Genomic DNA, 16,141 nt, shown 5'->3' on the forward strand with positions numbered 1-16,141 from the left:
ACATGACGACAATTGTGACTATTCGCAAGGGTGGCAAGGTTGTGATGGCTGGCGATGGCCAGGTCAGCCTCGGCCAGACCGTAATGAAGGGCAATGCCCGCAAGGTTCGCCGCATCGGCAAGGGTGACGTGATCGCCGGTTTCGCCGGTGCGACCGCCGATGCCTTTACGCTGCTTGAGCGGCTTGAAAAGAAGCTCGAACAATATCCGGGTCAGCTGATGCGCGCGGCCGTCGAGCTCGCCAAGGACTGGCGCACGGACAAATATCTGCGCAATCTCGAAGCGATGATGCTGGTCGCCGATAAGACCGTGACGCTCGCCGTCACCGGCAACGGCGATGTGCTCGAGCCGGAACACGGCGCCATGGCGATCGGCTCCGGCGGTAATTTTGCACTCGCCGCCGCTCGCGCTCTGATGGATACCGACAAATCGGCAGAGGACGTCGCCCGCCGCGCGCTCGACATCGCCGCCGACATTTGCGTCTACACCAACCATAATGTGGTGGTCGAGACGCTCGACTCCGAAGCCTAATTCCTCTCTTGATTGTTTCTAGCCCTGACGGGAAACGCACGAATGACCACTTTTTCCCCCCGCGAGATCGTTTCCGAACTCGACCGTTATATTGTCGGCCAGCATGAGGCCAAACGCGCCGTGGCGATTGCACTGCGCAACCGCTGGCGACGGCAACAGCTGGAGCCCGACCTGCGCGACGAAGTCATGCCCAAGAACATCCTGATGATCGGCCCGACCGGTGTTGGCAAGACGGAAATCTCTCGCCGTCTCGCCAAACTCGCCGGCGCCCCCTTCATCAAGGTGGAAGCCACGAAGTTCACCGAAGTCGGCTATGTCGGCCGCGACGTCGAACAGATCGTCCGCGATCTCGTCGAAGTCGGTATCGGCCTGGTGCGCGAAAAGAAGCGCGCCGAAGTCCAGGCCAAGGCGCATATGAGTGCCGAGGAGCGTGTGCTCGATGCCCTGGTCGGCTCGACCGCCTCGCCGGCGACGCGCGACAGCTTCCGCAAGAAGCTGCGCGACGGCCAGTTGGACGACAAGGAAATCGACATCGAAGTTGCCGATAGCGGTTCCGGCATGCCCGGCTTCGAAATTCCCGGCATGCCCGGCGCCAACATCGGTGTGCTCAACCTGTCCGAAATGTTCGGAAAGGCCATGGGCGGCCGCACCAAGAAGGTGCGCACTACGGTGAAGGAGTCCTATAAGGAGCTGATCCGCGACGAATCCGATAAGCTGATCGACAACGAGGCGATCCAGCGCGAAGCGGTGCAATCGGCCGAAAATGACGGCATCGTCTTCCTCGACGAGATCGACAAGATCGCCGCCCGCGACGGCGGCATGGGTGCCGGCGTCTCGCGCGAAGGCGTGCAGCGCGACCTGCTGCCGCTGGTCGAAGGCACGACGGTTTCGACCAAATACGGTCCGGTGAAGACCGACCATATTCTCTTCATCGCCTCCGGCGCGTTCCATGTGTCGAAGCCCTCGGATCTCCTGCCGGAATTGCAGGGCCGTCTGCCGATCCGTGTCGAACTAAGGCCGCTGAGCAAAGAGGATTTCCGCCGCATCCTGACCGAGCCGGAAGCCAGCCTCATCCGCCAGTACAAGGCGCTGATGGAAACGGAAGACCTGAAGCTCGATTTCACCGATGACGCCATCGACGCTTTGGCCGATGTCGCCGTGCACCTGAACTCCACCGTCGAGAACATCGGCGCTCGCCGCCTGCAGACGGTGATGGAGCGGGTGTTGGACGAGATCTCCTACAATGCCTCGGATCGCGCCGGCGTGTCGGTGACCATAGATGCCGACTATGTGCGTGAACATGTTGGCGATCTCGCAACCAACACCGACCTGTCGCGCTTCATCCTCTAACAGAAGTTCGGCTAGAGCATCCCGCTTTCGGGTGGAATCACCGGAAAGCGGATAAGATGCTCTAGATTCAAAAAGCTAGAGCGGCCTTTGTGCGTTCGAATGAACGCACGGCGCTCTAGTGACGGCATCTTGAAATATTAATCACTCGACAGCGGGCCGTTAACTTTTTAGTTAGGGGCCCGTTTCTTTGCGTGGGATGGCTTTATTCGGCCAAGATTGTCCGTCAGGCAGCCGCATTGAAACATCGGATGAAACTTCGACAGGGCAGCCATCGTGCGACGCATACTGATCACCCTTCTTCTGGCGGTTGTCAGCCTCTCCTGGATACCGGCCTATGCGGATGCGGCGGCCATGGTGCCGCCGGGCAATCGCAACGCCGAGCAGCCGGCGATCCCCGGCGCCTCCGTGCGCCGCACCAAGGGCACGAATTCGACCTTCGAGCGCAAATACCAGAAAGTCCACGAACTGCTGGCGACCGACACCAGGCTGATGTCGAAGATCAAGTCGACCGCGCGCGCCTACGGCATCGATCCGATCCATATCATCGGCGCGCTGGTCGGCGAACATACCTATAATGTCGACGCCTATGACGGCCTGCAGTCCTATTACGTCAAAGCCGCCTCCTATGCCGGCCAGAGTTTCCGCTTCGCCTATGACGGCGAAAGCGTTGATGATTTTGTCGCCCGGCCGCAATTCGATGCCTGCAAAGGCAAGGGGGATTCGTACAGCCTTTGGACCTGCCGCGAAGATATCTGGGAGAGCGATTTCCGGGGCAAGAAGGTCGGCGGCAAATCCTTCCCGGACAATCGTTTCAGCGCCGTGTTTTTCCAGCCCTTCTATGCCGGCCAGACCTTTGGCCTCGGCCAGGTCAACCCGCTGACGGCGCTGGAGCTTTCCGATCTCGTCAGCAGCACGTCGGGCATAGCGAAGCTGGATGAAAAGGATGCCGGCGGCGTTTACAAGGCCATCATGGATCCGGATCTGTCGCTGGCCTTCGTTGCCGCCTCGATCCGCAAGTCGATCGACGACTATCGTTCGATCGCCGGCATGGACATCTCCGGCAATCCGGGCATCACGGCGACGCTCTACAATGTCGGCAATTCACGCCAGCGCGCCGCAGCGCTCGCCGCCAAGAATCGGGGGGCCGCGCAGCCGGTCTGGCCGGAAGAAAATTACTATGGCTGGCTGATCAATGACAAGCTGGACGATCTGAAGTCGCTGCTCTAGACTTCGGGGACTGTCGGGAAAATAAGGTTTTCGAGGAGATTCGATCTCATGGATATGATTTCGGAAGTCTTCTCTCCGCCGGCCCCGACCCCTCGTACCGTCCCGCCGTCGCGGCTGACGATCATTCGTACCATCCTGCGCAATCCGCTCGAGCTCTGGGGCGAGCCCTCCTATACGCTGCCGTGGATCATGACGCGCTTCTTTCGTGAGCGCACGCTGATCGTCAACGATCCCGGCCTGATCAAGCATGTGCTGGTCGACAATGCTTCGAATTACCGCATGTCCGATATTCGCCAGCTGGTGCTCAGGCCGATCCTGCGCGACGGCCTGCTGACGGCGGAAGGTCCGGTCTGGAAGCGATCGCGCAAGGCGGTAGCCCCGGTCTTCACGCCACGCCACGCCCAGGGCTTTGCCGGCCAGATGCTGAGCCAGAGCGAAGCCTATGTTCGCAAATACGAGGACGCCGGCAGCGACGGCAAGGTTTTCGACATCGCCATCGATATGACCGAGTTGACTTTTGCCGTCCTCGCCGAAACGTTGTTTTCCGGTGAGATCGTTACCGAAAGCGGCCATTTCGCCGACGACGTCAACCAGCTTCTGCACCGCATGGGTCGGGTCGATCCGATGGACCTTCTGCGTGCCCCCTCCTGGGTGCCGCGCGTTACCCGCATCGGTGGCCAGAAGGTGCTCGACAAGTTTCGTGGCATCGTCCGCAACACGATGAACCTTCGTCTCGACAAGATGCGCAGGGATCGCGCGAGCGCTCCCGATGATTTCCTGACGCTGCTATTGGAAAAGGCCGGCCCCGACGGCCTGACCATGGAGGAGATCGAGGACAATATCCTCACCTTCATCGGCGCCGGCCATGAGACGACGGCCCGTGCGCTGGCCTGGACGCTCTACTGCGTCGCGAATACCCCGCACATCCGCGAGGCCATGGAAGCGGAAATCGACCAGGTGCTTGCCAGCGGCGCCCAGCCTGTGGCCTGGCTCGACCTGATGCCGCATGTCCGTGCCGCTTTTGAGGAGGCGATGCGCCTCTATCCGCCGGCGCCTTCCATCAACCGCGCCTCGATTGCCGAAGACGTATGGACAAGCCCTGGCGGTGAGCGTGTCGAGATTCCGGCTGGGATCACCGTGCTGATCATGCCGTGGACACTGCATCGTCACGCGCTTTATTGGGACAAACCGCGTGCCTTCATGCCCGAACGCTTCCTCCCGGAGAATCGCGGTAAGATCAACCGCTTCCAATACCTGCCCTTCGGCGCCGGCCCCCGTGTCTGCATCGGTGCCACCTTCGCCCTTCAAGAAGCCGTCATCGCCCTTGCCGTCATGATGCACCGCTTCCGTTTCGATTTGACTGACAAGACCAATCCCTGGCCGGTGCAGAAGCTGACGACGCAGCCACAAGGCGGGCTGCCGATGCGCGTGACCAGGCGATAGGATTGTTTTTGCCGCTTTGTAGCTAGCGGATCAGGCGGGAAGGGTGCGATAACAGCATCACCCTTCGTTCAAAGGATTAGACATCTCCGTGACATCTCATTTCCTGCTCGGCATCGACACCGGTGGAACCTATACCGATGCCGTTCTCTTCCATGAAACCGATGGCGTTGTCGCCAAGGCGAAATCACTGACCACGCGACATGATTTGGCTGTCGGTATCGCCGGCGCTGTCGATGCGGTCATCGCCAGGGCCGCCGTTCCGGTATCCGCGATCGGTCTCGTATCGCTGTCGACAACGCTCGCCACCAACGCGCTGGTCGAAGGGCAGGGTGGCCGCGCCGGGTTGGTGATGATCGGCTTTGGACCTGACGATTTGAAGCGCGATGGTCTGGCCGAGGCGCTGGGGTCCGATCCCCTGCTGTTCCTGCCCGGTGGCCACAACGTTCACGGCAACGAGAGCCCGCTCGATCTCACGGCTCTAGAAGAGGCGCTGCCGGAGCTTTCGAAGAATGTTTCGTCCTTCGCAATTGCCGGTTATTTCGCCGTGCGCAACCCGGCTCATGAAATTCGCGTGCGTGACCGCATCCGCGAGCTGTCCCATCTGCCGGTCACCTGCAGCCACGAACTCTCCTCCAAGCTCGGTGGTCCGCGCCGGGCGCTGACGACCCTTCTGAATGCCCGGCTGGTGTCGATGATCGACCGACTGGTCGGCGCCTGCGAAGGATTTCTCGCCGCGCGCGGCATTGCGGCGCCGATGATGGTGGTGCGCGGGGATGGTGCGCTGATCTCGGCCGCCGAAGCCAAGCTCCGTCCGATCGAAACCATTCTGTCCGGCCCGGCGGCGAGCCTTGTCGGTGCGCGTTACCTGACGGGTCTCGATGAGGCCGTGGTTTCGGATATTGGTGGCACCACCACCGATGTCGCCGTCATGGAGGCCGGCCGGCCACGGCTCGACGCGGACGGCGCCGTGGTCGGCGGCTATCGCACCATGGTCGAAGCGGTCGCCATGCGCACCTATGGCCTCGGCGGCGATTCCGAGGTGAAGATCAACGACCGCGGCCTTGTCGCCGCCTTCGAGCTCGGGCCGCGACGTCTGCTGCCGCTCAGCCTCGTTGCCCATATGCATAGTCAGGCCGTCACCGGCGTGCTGGAGCAGCAGCTCCGCGCGCCGCATCTCGGCCGCAACGTCGGCCGCTTTGCCGTGCGTACCGGCGTGCCGGATCATCTGGCAAGCGGCTTGCTGCCGTTGGAACAGGCGCTGTTCGACAAAATCGGCTCGGTACCTCTACCGCTCGAACAGCTTCTGACGTCGACATCGCAGAAAGCGACTCTGGACCGCCTGGTCGCCCGTGGCCTCGTGCACCTTTGCGGCCTGACACCATCGGACGCCATGCATGTGCTTGGCCGGCAAGACCAGTGGAATGCGGAAGCCGCTCGGCTGGGTCTCGCGCTGGCAATGCGGATGAAGGACGGTTCCGGCCGTGCGATTGCCGGGTCTGTGGAGGAGTTGGCGCAAAAGATCGTCGATCGCCTGACCCGCCAATCCGCCGATGTCATTCTCGCCGCCTGCCTCGCGGAGGACGGGGTCGCCGATCTCCATCCGGCCAAGTCGATTTCGATCGACCGCGCTTTGCGTCGTGCGCCGGGCATCGCCCGTTTTGCCGTTTCGCTCGATCGTCCCTTGGTCGGTCTCGGGGCTTCCGCCCCTGTCTACTACCCCGCCATCGCCGCGATGCTGGCGAGCGAAAGTGCGATTCCCCGTGATTCGGATGTGGCAAACGCGATCGGCGCCGTCGTCGGCCAGGTCCGCACAAGTGCCACGGTGTTCGTCACCATGCCCGAGGATGGCATTTATGTGCTGAACGGGGCAGGCGAGACTTTGCGTTTTACCGACGAGCAGAGGAGCTTTTCCTTAGCGCGTGAACGGGCGATCGAGGTGGCGACGGCACAGGCGCGATTGAACGGTGCCACGGATCCCGTCATCGCCTTGGACGAACAGGTCGATGCGCCGGAAATCGAGGGCAATCGCAAGCTGGTCGAGGCGCGCTTCATCGCCACCGCCAGCGGCCGTCCGCGTATAGCTGCAGGCTGATTATTTCTCAGAATGCACAAATCTTTAGAACTATTGCCAAATTGACGGAAAGCGAAACCGCCCGCAAACTGGCAGCATGTAAAAACTGAGCCGTAGGACGGCCGTGAGGAGTGATGGGTATGAGCCGAATTGACAAGAACGGGCTTCAGATCGAACCGGTGCTTTATGATTTCCTCGTCAAGGAGGCCCTGCCGGGCTCCGGCGTCGACCCGGACACCTTCTTTTCCGGTTTCTCAGCAATCGTGCACGACCTGGCTCCGAAGAACCGTGATCTGCTCGCCAAGCGCGATCGTATGCAGGTTGCTCTGGACGATTGGTACCGCAAGAACGGCGCGCCGGTGGACATGGCCGCCTACGAAGCCTTCCTGCGCCAAATCGGCTACATCATTCCCGAAGGTCCGGCCTTCACTGTCTCGACCGCCAATGTCGACGCCGAAATCGCCTCTATTGCCGGCCCGCAGCTCGTCGTCCCCGTCATGAACGCCCGCTACGCGCTGAACGCCGCCAATGCCCGCTGGGGCTCGCTCTACGATGCGCTCTACGGCACCGACGCCATCCCCGAGACCGATGGCGCCGAGAAGGGTAGGGGCTACAATCCGAAGCGCGGCGAAAAGGTCATTGGCTGGGTACGCGACTTCCTCGATACCGCCGCGCCGTTTGCCGGTGCAAGCTGGAAGGACGTCACCGGCTTCGCCGTCAAGGGCGGCGCATTGACAATTGCAACGAAGAAGGGCGCGGTCGCTCTTGCCGATGGCAAGCACTTTGCCGGCTATCTCGGTGATGCCAGCGCGCCCTCGCATATCCTGCTGAAGAACAACGGTATTCACATTGAGATCGTCATCGACGCCGGCACCGATATCGGCAAGGTCGATCCGGCTGACATCTCGGACGTGCGCCTGGAATCGGCGATCACCACCATCATGGACTGCGAAGATTCGATCGCTGCCGTCGATGCTGAGGATAAGGCCGAAGTCTATCGCAATTGGCTCGGCCTGATGAAGGGCGATCTGACGGAGGAAGTTTCCAAGGGTGGCAAGACCTTCATCCGACGTCTCAATCCGGACGTGACCTATACGGCACCCGATGGCTCGAGCTTCGAGCTGCATTGCCGCTCGCTGATGCTGGTGCGCAATGTCGGCCACCTCATGACCAATCCTGCGATCCTCGACCGCGAGGGCCATGAAGTGCCGGAGGGCATCATGGATGCCATGATCACGGGCCTCGTCGCGCTCTATGATATCGGGCCGAACGGCCGCCGCAAGAATTCCCGCGCCGGCTCCATGTATGTCGTCAAGCCGAAGATGCATGGGCCGGAGGAAGTGGCTTTTGCCGTGGAGATCTTCTCGCGCGTCGAAAACGTGCTCGGCATGCCGCGCAACACCATCAAGATGGGCATCATGGACGAGGAGCGCCGCACAACGGTCAACCTCAAGGAGGCGATCCGCGCAGCCAGTGAGCGCGTCGTCTTCATCAATACCGGTTTCCTCGACCGCACCGGCGACGAGATCCATACCTCGATGGAAGCTGGCCCGATGATTCGCAAGGGAGACATGAAGCAGGCCGCCTGGATCGCGGCTTATGAAAACTGGAACGTCGATATCGGCCTCGAATGCGGCCTCTCCGGCCATGCGCAGATCGGCAAGGGCATGTGGGCTATGCCGGACCTGATGGCGGCGATGCTGGAGCAGAAGATCGCCCATCCCAAGGCCGGCGCCAATACCGCCTGGGTGCCGTCGCCGACGGCTGCGACGCTGCATGCGACCCACTATCACCGTGTCAATGTCGCCAGCGTCCAGCAAACCTTGAAGAGCCGCTCCCGCGCCAAGCTCTCCGATATCCTCTCCGTACCGGTTGTCCCGCGTCCAAATTGGACGCCGGAAGAAATCCAGCGCGAGATCGACAATAACTCCCAGGGCATCCTCGGCTATGTCGTTCGCTGGGTCGATCAGGGCGTCGGTTGCTCCAAGGTGCCCGACATCAACAATATCGGCCTGATGGAGGATCGCGCGACGCTCCGCATCTCGGCGCAGCACATGGCCAACTGGCTGCACCACAAGGTCATTAGCGAGGCGCAGATCGTCGAAACCATGAAGCGCATGGCCGCGGTGGTCGACCAGCAGAATGCCGGCGACCCGCTTTATATCGCCATGGCCGGCAATTTCGAAGGCTCCGTCGCCTTCCAGGCCGCCCTTGATCTCGTGCTTAAGGGCCGAGAGCAGCCGAACGGCTATACCGAACCGGTACTGCACCGCCGCCGCATTGAGCTCAAGGCGAAGCAGGCCGCATAAGCCTGCTTTTACATGACACGGAAACAAAAAAAGGCCGCCGGACATCGATCCGGCGGCCTTTTGGATTCCAAATAATGCCAGCAATTACTGGATCACGACGACCTTGGTGCTGTGACCCGGCAGAACGCGGTTATAGAGGTCGATGACGTCCTGGTTCATCAGGCGGATGCAGCCCGAGGAAGCGGCCGTGCCGATCGAAGCCCATTCCGGCGTGCCGTGCAGGCGGAACAGCGTGTCCTGGCCCTTGTCGTTGTAGAGATACATGGCGCGTGCACCGAGCGGATTTTCGAGGCCCGGGTTCATGCCGTTCTCGACATACTTGGCAATCTCGGGGCGACGGACAGCCATTTCTTTCGGCGGATGCCAGTTCGGCCATTCCTGCTTCCAGGCGACATAGGCTGTGCCCGACCAGGCAAAGCCCTGCTTGCCGACGCCGATGCCGTAGCGCATGGCTTCGTTGTTGCCCAGAATATAGTAGAGATGGCGCTCGCGGGTGTTGACGATGATCGTTCCCGCAGCCTCGTCAGACTTGTAAGCGACGATCTGGCGGCGGAACTGCGGCTTCACCTTCTGGATCGGGATCGCCGGCAGTTGGAAGCCGTTGTCGCTCGTGACGCCATAGTCGTTATCGAACGTCTTGATGGTGTCAGCGGCGGAGTTGGCGGAAGCGGTCGGCGTGGCTGCGGCAGTGGTGGCATAACCAGCCGTGGCAAGCGTTGCGACAAGGCCGAGTGCAGTCATAGCATTGCGGATGCGCATGGAAGTCTCTTGGTGAGTTGTGGCAGGGAATGGGATGGTAGCGACCATCTTTGACTATGGTTTATTTTCTATTAAATTTAGCTTTGCAAGCTGGTGCGGTGCGACAAAAATAGCTCCACTGCGCAAATTAAAGGGACATGGTTTTTTTGCAACAACGCTTGCCCCATCCCCGAGGCAATTCATGACGATTTTGAGTGTTTACAATAACAATCCGTTAATAGACGGCCGGCAGTCGGAACGGGCGATGCTTGTACGCAAGGGCGTGCAACTATTACTACACGAGATGCGCCATGCCGTCTTGCCGGAGTTGCCGCTCGCAAGCGGTCGCCGCGCCGACCTCATCACGCTGACCGAAAAGGGCGAGATCTGGATCATCGAGATCAAAACCTCGATCGAGGATTTTCGCGTCGACCGCAAATGGCCGGATTACCGCCTGCATTGCGATCGCCTGTTCTTCGCGACGCACAAGGATGTTCCGCTCGATATTTTCCCGGAAGAGTGCGGGCTTTTCCTTTCGGACGGCTACGGCGCGCATATGATCCGCGAGGCTCCGGAGCATCGCTTGCCGCCGGCAACGCGTAAGTCGGTGACGCTGAACTTCTCCCGCGCTGCCGCCCAACGGCTGCTGCTGGCCGAATGGGCGACGGGTAAGTCTTTCTCGCCTGAATGATGGTTATTTCGGCGCGCGCTTGGCAAGGATGCGTTGCAGCGTGCGGCGATGCATGTTGAGACGGCGGGCCGTCTCGGAAACGTTGCGCTCGCACATTTCGTAGACGCGCTGGATATGCTCCCAGCGCACCCGATCCGCCGACATTGGATTTTCCGGCACCTCGGCCTTTTCGCCCGGCCGCTGCGTCAGCGCCGCGTAGACGTCGTCGGCATCCGCAGGCTTGGCAAGGTAATCGAGGGCGCCGAGCTTCACGGCTGTGACCGCCGTTGCGATATTGCCGTAACCGGTCAGCACGACGATATGCGTATCGTCGCGCCGTTGCCGGATCGCCTCGATAACGTCGAGACCGTTGCCGTCACCCAAACGGAGGTCGACAACCGCATATTTCGGTGGACTAGCCTTGGATTTGGCGACGCCTTCCGCCACCGATTCCGCCGTCTCGACGGCAAAGCCGCGCGTCTCCATAGCGCGCGCCAGCCGGCGCAGAAAGGGTCCGTCGTCATCGACGATCAGCAATGTCGCATCGGGGCCGATATGGTCCGCCACGTCTTTGGCCCCCGCATGAGGGTCGGTGAGCTCTTTATCCGTCATCATGTTCAATCCCGGCGGCAGACCGCCTGCATAGTCCTATTGACCTCAGCATGGTGATCTTATCCGAAAACCGTGACGCAGTTTTCGGATAAGATCATTGCTCTAACGACCGGTGTTTTAAGCCGTGAAATTCACTTTGTCGAATTACTATCGATCAACGTGCGCGGCCATTCGATGCGGACGCGCGCGCCCGGCGTTTCCGGATCGCGATTGCCGAAGGAAAGCACCGCACCCGATCGCTCCAGCAGGGTCTTGGCGATGAACAGGCCGAGCCCGAGGCCGCCGGCTGTGTCGTCACGCTGTCGTGTCGTGACATAGGGCTCGCCGATCCGCGTCAAGATTTCGGGAGAATAACCATTACCGTCGTCCTCGATCACGATGGTGAGCGTATCGGGATCGTATTCCACCGTGACGGTTACCTTCTTGCGCGCATAGTCGACGGCGTTTTCGATGAGATTGCCGAGCCCGTACATGATGCCGGCATTGCGGCTCAGCACCGGTTCGCCGGCCCGTGGGCTCTTTTCGATCAGCTCCAGCTTGATGCCGAATTCCCGATGCGGGGCGATGATCTCCTCCATCATCGACGACAGCGTCAGCCGGCGCATATGCGCCTCATCCTCGGAGGAGAGCGTCGTCAGCCGCCGCAGGATATCGCGGCAACGTTCGCTCTGGCTGCGCAGCAGCGCCACGTCCTCGCGGAAGCGATCGTCATGGCTGAGTTCACGCTCCATCTCCTTGGCGACGACGCTGATGGTCGCCAGTGGCGTGCCGAGTTCGTGAGCGGCCGCCGCCGCCAGCCCATCGAGCTGCGACAGATGCTTTTCCCGCTGCAGCACCAGTTCCGTTGCCGACAACGCATCGGCGAGCTGCGTCGCCTCCATCGAGACGCGATAGGCATAGAAGGCCGCAAAGGCCATAGTGGAGGCGATCGAACACCAGACGCCGAGCTGCATGACGCTATGGACGTTGACCTCGACGCCGCCGTACCAGGGTAGTGGAAAGGGCGAAAAGGCGAGACCGGTGATGCAGATCATCGCCAGCACGATCAGCGTCATGCTGTAACGGATCGGCTGCGAGGCGAAGGAGATGATGACCGGCACGCAGACCAGCGCCGAAAAAGGATTGGCCAGCCCGCCGGTGATCAGAAGCAGCCCGCAGAGCTGCAGAAGATCGAGGCCGAGCAGCGCAAAGGCGGCCGGCGGTTCGAGACGGTGCGTCGGCGGATAACGCAGCGTCAGGAAGAAATTGATCCAGGCAAGGCAGGCGATCAGCACGCAACAGGCCAGAAGTGGCATGGGAAATTTCAGCCAGAAGGCGACGATCATCACCGTCACCGTCTGGCCGCCGACCGCAAGCCAGCGCAGGCGCACCAGTGTCTGCAGCCTGAGCCGCCGGCTGGTGTGGTGATCGTCCTGCTGCTTGGCGTCCGCATCCGCCATCTTGTCCAATCCCCTGAAGAAGCTGGCCATCCTCAGGTACCACGCGGCTTGGTTCTTGTCGTCGGCAAAGCATCCGCCGGGTCCTCCGGCCAGGGATGCCTGGGATAGCGTCCGCGCATATCGGCACGCACGTCTTTCCACGATCCCGCCCAGAAGCCGGGCAGATCGCGCGTCGTCTGAATCGGCCGGTGCGCCGGCGATGTCAGCTCCAGCACCAGCGGCAACCGGCCGCCGCCGATGGCCGGATGCTGCTTCAGTCCGAAAAGTTCCTGAACGCGAATCGTCAGCAGCGGTTCCTCGCCCTCATATTGGATCGGATGGCGCTGGCCGGTCGGCGCTTCGAAATGCGTCGGCGCCATCCGGCTGAGGTCGCGCTGCAGTTCATGCGGCACCAACGACATCAGCCCATTGGAGAGCCCGCCGGCCGAGATGTCGGAAAGGCCGCGTGCGTCGCTCTGGAACGGCGTGAACCATTCCTCGAGCCGCGAAAGCAGGGCGTTATCGCTCATGTCGGGCCATGGCTCTCCGATCGTCCGGTACAGGAAGCCGATCCGTTCGCGCAATTGCGTCGCCTCTTTCGAAAAGGGCAGCACCCCGATCCCAAGCTCGCGAATGCCTTCAGCCAGCGCTTTCGTCGCCTGTTCGCCGGATGGTCGGGGCAAGGGTGTTTCTTCGAAGACGATTGCGCCGAGCCGGGTGATGCGCCGCGCCCGCACCTGCCGGCTGGCCCTGTCGAAGAGGCTCTGGTCTTCCGTGCGAATTTCGCCCGGCAGATGCTCCTCGACATCCGCCCGGGAAATTTCCGCCGCCGCGAGGATGCGGGCTTGGGCCGCCCGGCCGGTCAGATCGGCAATTACCAGCATCTGCGAGCTGGCCAAGCGCTCCGTCTCCGGCAATTCTGCGCCGCGCCCGTTTGCCATGACGAAGCGTCCGCGCCCACCGCGCTGCAACGCTATGCGGTCGGGGAAAGCATGCAGTAGCAACGAGCCGGTCAGCACCGGCGCGGCCGCAGTCCTGCTTTCGCCCGCGGCTGTCGCCAGCCTCCCGGCCAGCCGGCGTGATGCCTCCGCCCTCTCACCTTTTTCCGTCTTGAACCGCCGGAGGCGCTCTTCCAGATCGACGCTCTGCCCACCCAGCCCCTGTTCCGTCAGCAGCACGGCGAGCATCGCCGCCTCGCGCGCCTGTCCGAAGTCTGCCGCCGAGATCACCATGGCCGAAAGCCGCGGCGGCAAGGCTAGATCGCGCATCAACCGCCCGCGTGCCGTCAACCCGTGTTCGGCGTCCAGCGCCCCCAGCTGCCGCAACAGCGCCCGCGCCTCGGCAAGTGTCGTCGCCGGTGGTTGATCGACGAAAGCAAGGGCTGTCGGATCCTGCACGCCCCAATGGGCGAGATCGAGCGCCAGGCCGGAAAGATCGCTGGAAAGGATCTGTGGCGGTGTGAAGGCAGGCAGCGCCGCGGTCTGGCCTGGATGCCACAGCCGAATTGCGATGCCAGGTTCCGTTCGTCCCGCACGGCCGGCGCGCTGGTCGGCGGAAGCCCGCGATACCCGAACCGTCTCCAGCCGGGTGATGCCGGTAGACGCCTCGAAGACGGGCAGCCGCTGCAGGCCGCTGTCGATGACGATGCGTACGCCGTCGATGGTGATCGACGTTTCGGCAATTGAGGTCGCCAGCACGATCTTGCGCGTGCCTCTAGGCGCCGGGCGGATCGCGGCGTCCTGTTCCCTCTGGCCGAGATTGCCGTAAAGCGGCGCGATCACCGTTTCCGGCGCCAATCGGCCCGCAAGTCTTTCCGCAGTGCGGGTGATTTCCGCCTGCCCAGGCAGAAAAGCGAGGATCGAGCCCTGTTCCGTCGCATGGGCGTCAAGGATCGCCCGCGTCACCGTGTCCTCGATCCGTTCGCCGGCCGGCCGGTCCTGATGGCGGATGTCGATCGGAAAGCTCCGGCCCATGCTTTCGATGACCGGCGGATGTTCGAGCAGGGCGGCGACGCGTTCGATATCGAGGGTCGCCGACATCACGAGGATGCGCAAATCTTCGCGGAGTGCCGATTGCACGTCGAGCGCCAGCGCCAGGCCGAAATCCGCATCCAGCGAGCGCTCATGGAATTCGTCGAAAATGACCGTGGAAACGCCCGATAGTTCGGGATCGTCGAGAATCATCCGCGCAAACACGCCTTCGGTCACCACCTCGATCCGAGTCTTTGCAGAGATTCTGACGTCGAGCCGCATGCGGTAGCCGACGGTGTCGCCGACCTGCTCGCCGAGCAGCGAGGCCATGCGGGACGCCGCAGCCCTTGCCGCCAGCCGCCGCGGTTCCAGCAGGATGATCTTGCCGTCGCCGCGCCAGCTCTGACCCAGCAGATAGAGCGGCACCAGCGTCGTCTTGCCGGCGCCGGGAGGAGCCGACAGAACCGCGCGCCGCTCTTCCGCGAGTGCTGCGCCGATATCGGCGAGCACGTGCGAGACCGGCAGTTCAGGCAGCGAAGGTGTCATGAGCGTCACGCCTGTTTGCCCTGCGCATGTTCATAGGCAAGGATGGCGCCGGCGAGATCCTCGAGTGCCGCACCCACCGATTTGAACAGGGTTATATCGTCGTCATTCACGCGCCCCGGGCGCGTCCCGCACACCAGTTCCCTGAGCTCGGCGTGAATGGCGTCCTCCGCCAGCACGCCGCTTTTCAGCGGCTGTACAATATCGCCCGCCTCCTTCATTGCGCCGGCGCGCGTATCGACGAAGACCTGCGCTCGCCGGATCGAGACGTCATCGGTCTCGCGCATATCCGGCTTGAAACCGCCGACAAGATCGAGATGCGCCCCGGGCTTCAGCCATTCCCCCTGGATGAGCGGCGTGCTCGACAGCGTTCCGCAGGAGATGATGTCGGCGCGGCGGGCAGCTGTTTCCAGATCGTCAATAGCCTGCACGTTTAAACCAAGCGCCCGCGCTTCGTCTGCCACCCGTTTCGTCTTGTCGCGATCGCGGCCCCATACGCCGAGCCGCGTCAGGGCCCGACCCTCGGCATGCGCCTGGATCAGGTTGAGCGACAGCCGCCCCGTGCCGCAGACAAGCAGTTCCTTCGCGTCCGAAGGTGCGAGATATCGCGCTGCGAGCGCCGAGGTGGCGGCCGTGCGCCGCGCCGTCAGCTCGCCGCCGTCGATCACCGCCAGCATCTCGCCCGTCTTACCAGAGCAAAGCAGATAGGTTCCAAAGATTGCAGGCATCGCGCGCCCGGCATTGCCCGGGAAAACCGAAACCATCTTCACGCCCATATATTGCCCCGGCAGCCAGGCGGGCATCAGCAACAGCGTCGCATTGCTTTCGCCGGGCACCTCCATATCGTGGTGATGCCGTACAGGCATGACGCAGCCGCCGGCAAACATCTTGGCGATCGCCTCGATTAGCGTCGGCCAGGCAAGCGCTGCACGTGTCTGCTCTTCGTCGAGGACCAACATTGTCCGCTCCTTCATTGCTCAGCTTTCTATTAGGTCCTGGGCTATAAACTGGCAATTGGTGGCGCGGGCTTAGCGCTGCAGCCGGTTTTGAAATCCGATCTTTCGCCCACCATCTCGTTCATGGGCCAAATTCTCCGAAGACTCGTAAAATGAATCCGCAAAAGGCCTCCGATGAGGGCGATTTTCCCGACAAGTTGAGGCTGTGAACAAATCCACTAGTAAAATCAGTCACTTATAAAAATGTCAGAATTTTTACAGAGATGGTGTTGACTGGAGGAAAGGTGTGGGATTATAAGCCCAC

General features: G+C 61.9%; 12 protein-coding genes. 7 read left to right on the forward strand and 5 right to left on the reverse strand.

All coding sequences use genetic code 11. From position 1 onward, the window contains the following. The first annotated feature begins 2 nt into the window (after positions 1 to 2). From hslV to FHT86_RS36910, 6 genes are all read left to right on the forward strand, one after another. Positions 3 to 530 (forward strand): ATP-dependent protease subunit HslV, encoded by a 528-nt coding sequence (hslV, locus tag FHT86_RS36885; RefSeq protein WP_133708657.1) that lies wholly within the window; start codon positions 3 to 5, stop codon positions 528 to 530. Between the two features lie 42 nt (positions 531 to 572). Continuing rightward, entirely contained in the window at positions 573 to 1,880 is a 1,308-nt protein-coding gene (hslU, locus tag FHT86_RS36890; RefSeq protein WP_133708656.1) for an ATP-dependent protease ATPase subunit HslU, read from the forward strand. 273 nt (positions 1,881 to 2,153) lie between these two features. Continuing rightward, positions 2,154 to 3,107 carry a DUF1402 family protein gene (locus tag FHT86_RS36895; RefSeq protein ID WP_133708655.1) on the forward strand — a complete coding sequence of 318 codons (954 nt, stop codon included), beginning with the start codon at positions 2,154 to 2,156 and terminating at the stop codon, positions 3,105 to 3,107. A 48-nt stretch (positions 3,108 to 3,155) separates the two neighbouring features. After that, positions 3,156 to 4,550: a cytochrome P450 gene (locus FHT86_RS36900; protein WP_133708654.1), complete on the forward strand. Its 1,395-nt coding sequence runs from the start codon at positions 3,156 to 3,158 to the stop codon at positions 4,548 to 4,550. Between the two features lie 88 nt (positions 4,551 to 4,638). Beyond that, the gene (locus FHT86_RS36905; protein WP_133708653.1) at positions 4,639 to 6,642 is read left to right on the forward strand and encodes a hydantoinase/oxoprolinase N-terminal domain-containing protein; all 2,004 of its coding nucleotides are present in this window, start codon (positions 4,639 to 4,641) and stop codon (positions 6,640 to 6,642) included. A 119-nt stretch (positions 6,643 to 6,761) separates the two neighbouring features. Next, on the forward strand, positions 6,762 to 8,930 hold the full coding sequence (locus tag FHT86_RS36910) for a malate synthase G (RefSeq protein WP_133708652.1): 2,169 nt from the start codon (positions 6,762 to 6,764) through the stop codon (positions 8,928 to 8,930). A gap of 84 nt (positions 8,931 to 9,014) precedes the next feature. On the opposite strand, the gene FHT86_RS36915 is transcribed toward FHT86_RS36910, so the two are convergent. Beyond that, positions 9,015 to 9,689, reverse strand: a complete 675-nt coding sequence (locus tag FHT86_RS36915) for a L,D-transpeptidase (protein ID WP_133708651.1) — start codon at positions 9,687 to 9,689, stop codon at positions 9,015 to 9,017. Positions 9,690 to 9,870: 181 nt separating this feature from the next. Here FHT86_RS36915 and FHT86_RS36920 point away from each other — a divergent pair, with 181 nt between their 5' ends. Next, positions 9,871 to 10,359 carry an MmcB family DNA repair protein gene (locus FHT86_RS36920; protein WP_133709253.1) on the forward strand — a complete coding sequence of 163 codons (489 nt, stop codon included), beginning with the start codon at positions 9,871 to 9,873 and terminating at the stop codon, positions 10,357 to 10,359. A 3-nt stretch (positions 10,360 to 10,362) separates the two neighbouring features. On the opposite strand, the gene FHT86_RS36925 is transcribed toward FHT86_RS36920, so the two are convergent. The 4 genes from FHT86_RS36925 to FHT86_RS36940 all read right to left on the reverse strand — a co-directional run bounded on the left by FHT86_RS36925 (position 10,363) and on the right by FHT86_RS36940 (position 15,840). Continuing rightward, positions 10,363 to 10,950 (reverse strand): ActR/PrrA/RegA family redox response regulator transcription factor, encoded by a 588-nt coding sequence (locus tag FHT86_RS36925; RefSeq protein ID WP_133708650.1) that lies wholly within the window; start codon positions 10,948 to 10,950, stop codon positions 10,363 to 10,365. 131 nt (positions 10,951 to 11,081) lie between these two features. Next, positions 11,082 to 12,419, reverse strand: a complete 1,338-nt coding sequence (locus FHT86_RS36930; protein ID WP_133708649.1) for an ActS/PrrB/RegB family redox-sensitive histidine kinase — start codon at positions 12,417 to 12,419, stop codon at positions 11,082 to 11,084. Positions 12,420 to 12,421: 2 nt separating this feature from the next. Further along, positions 12,422 to 14,884 (reverse strand): ATP-dependent helicase HrpB, encoded by a 2,463-nt coding sequence (gene hrpB, locus FHT86_RS36935; protein ID WP_133708648.1) that lies wholly within the window; start codon positions 14,882 to 14,884, stop codon positions 12,422 to 12,424. Between the two features lie 5 nt (positions 14,885 to 14,889). Further along, a complete protein-coding gene (locus FHT86_RS36940) occupies positions 14,890 to 15,840 on the reverse strand; it encodes an ornithine cyclodeaminase family protein (RefSeq protein ID WP_133708647.1) in 951 nt (316 codons plus the stop codon). Positions 15,841 to 16,141 lie beyond the last annotated feature (301 nt).

The sequence above is a fragment of the Rhizobium sp. BK313 genome (assembly GCF_014193655.1).
GTDB lineage: Bacteria > Pseudomonadota > Alphaproteobacteria > Rhizobiales > Rhizobiaceae > Rhizobium.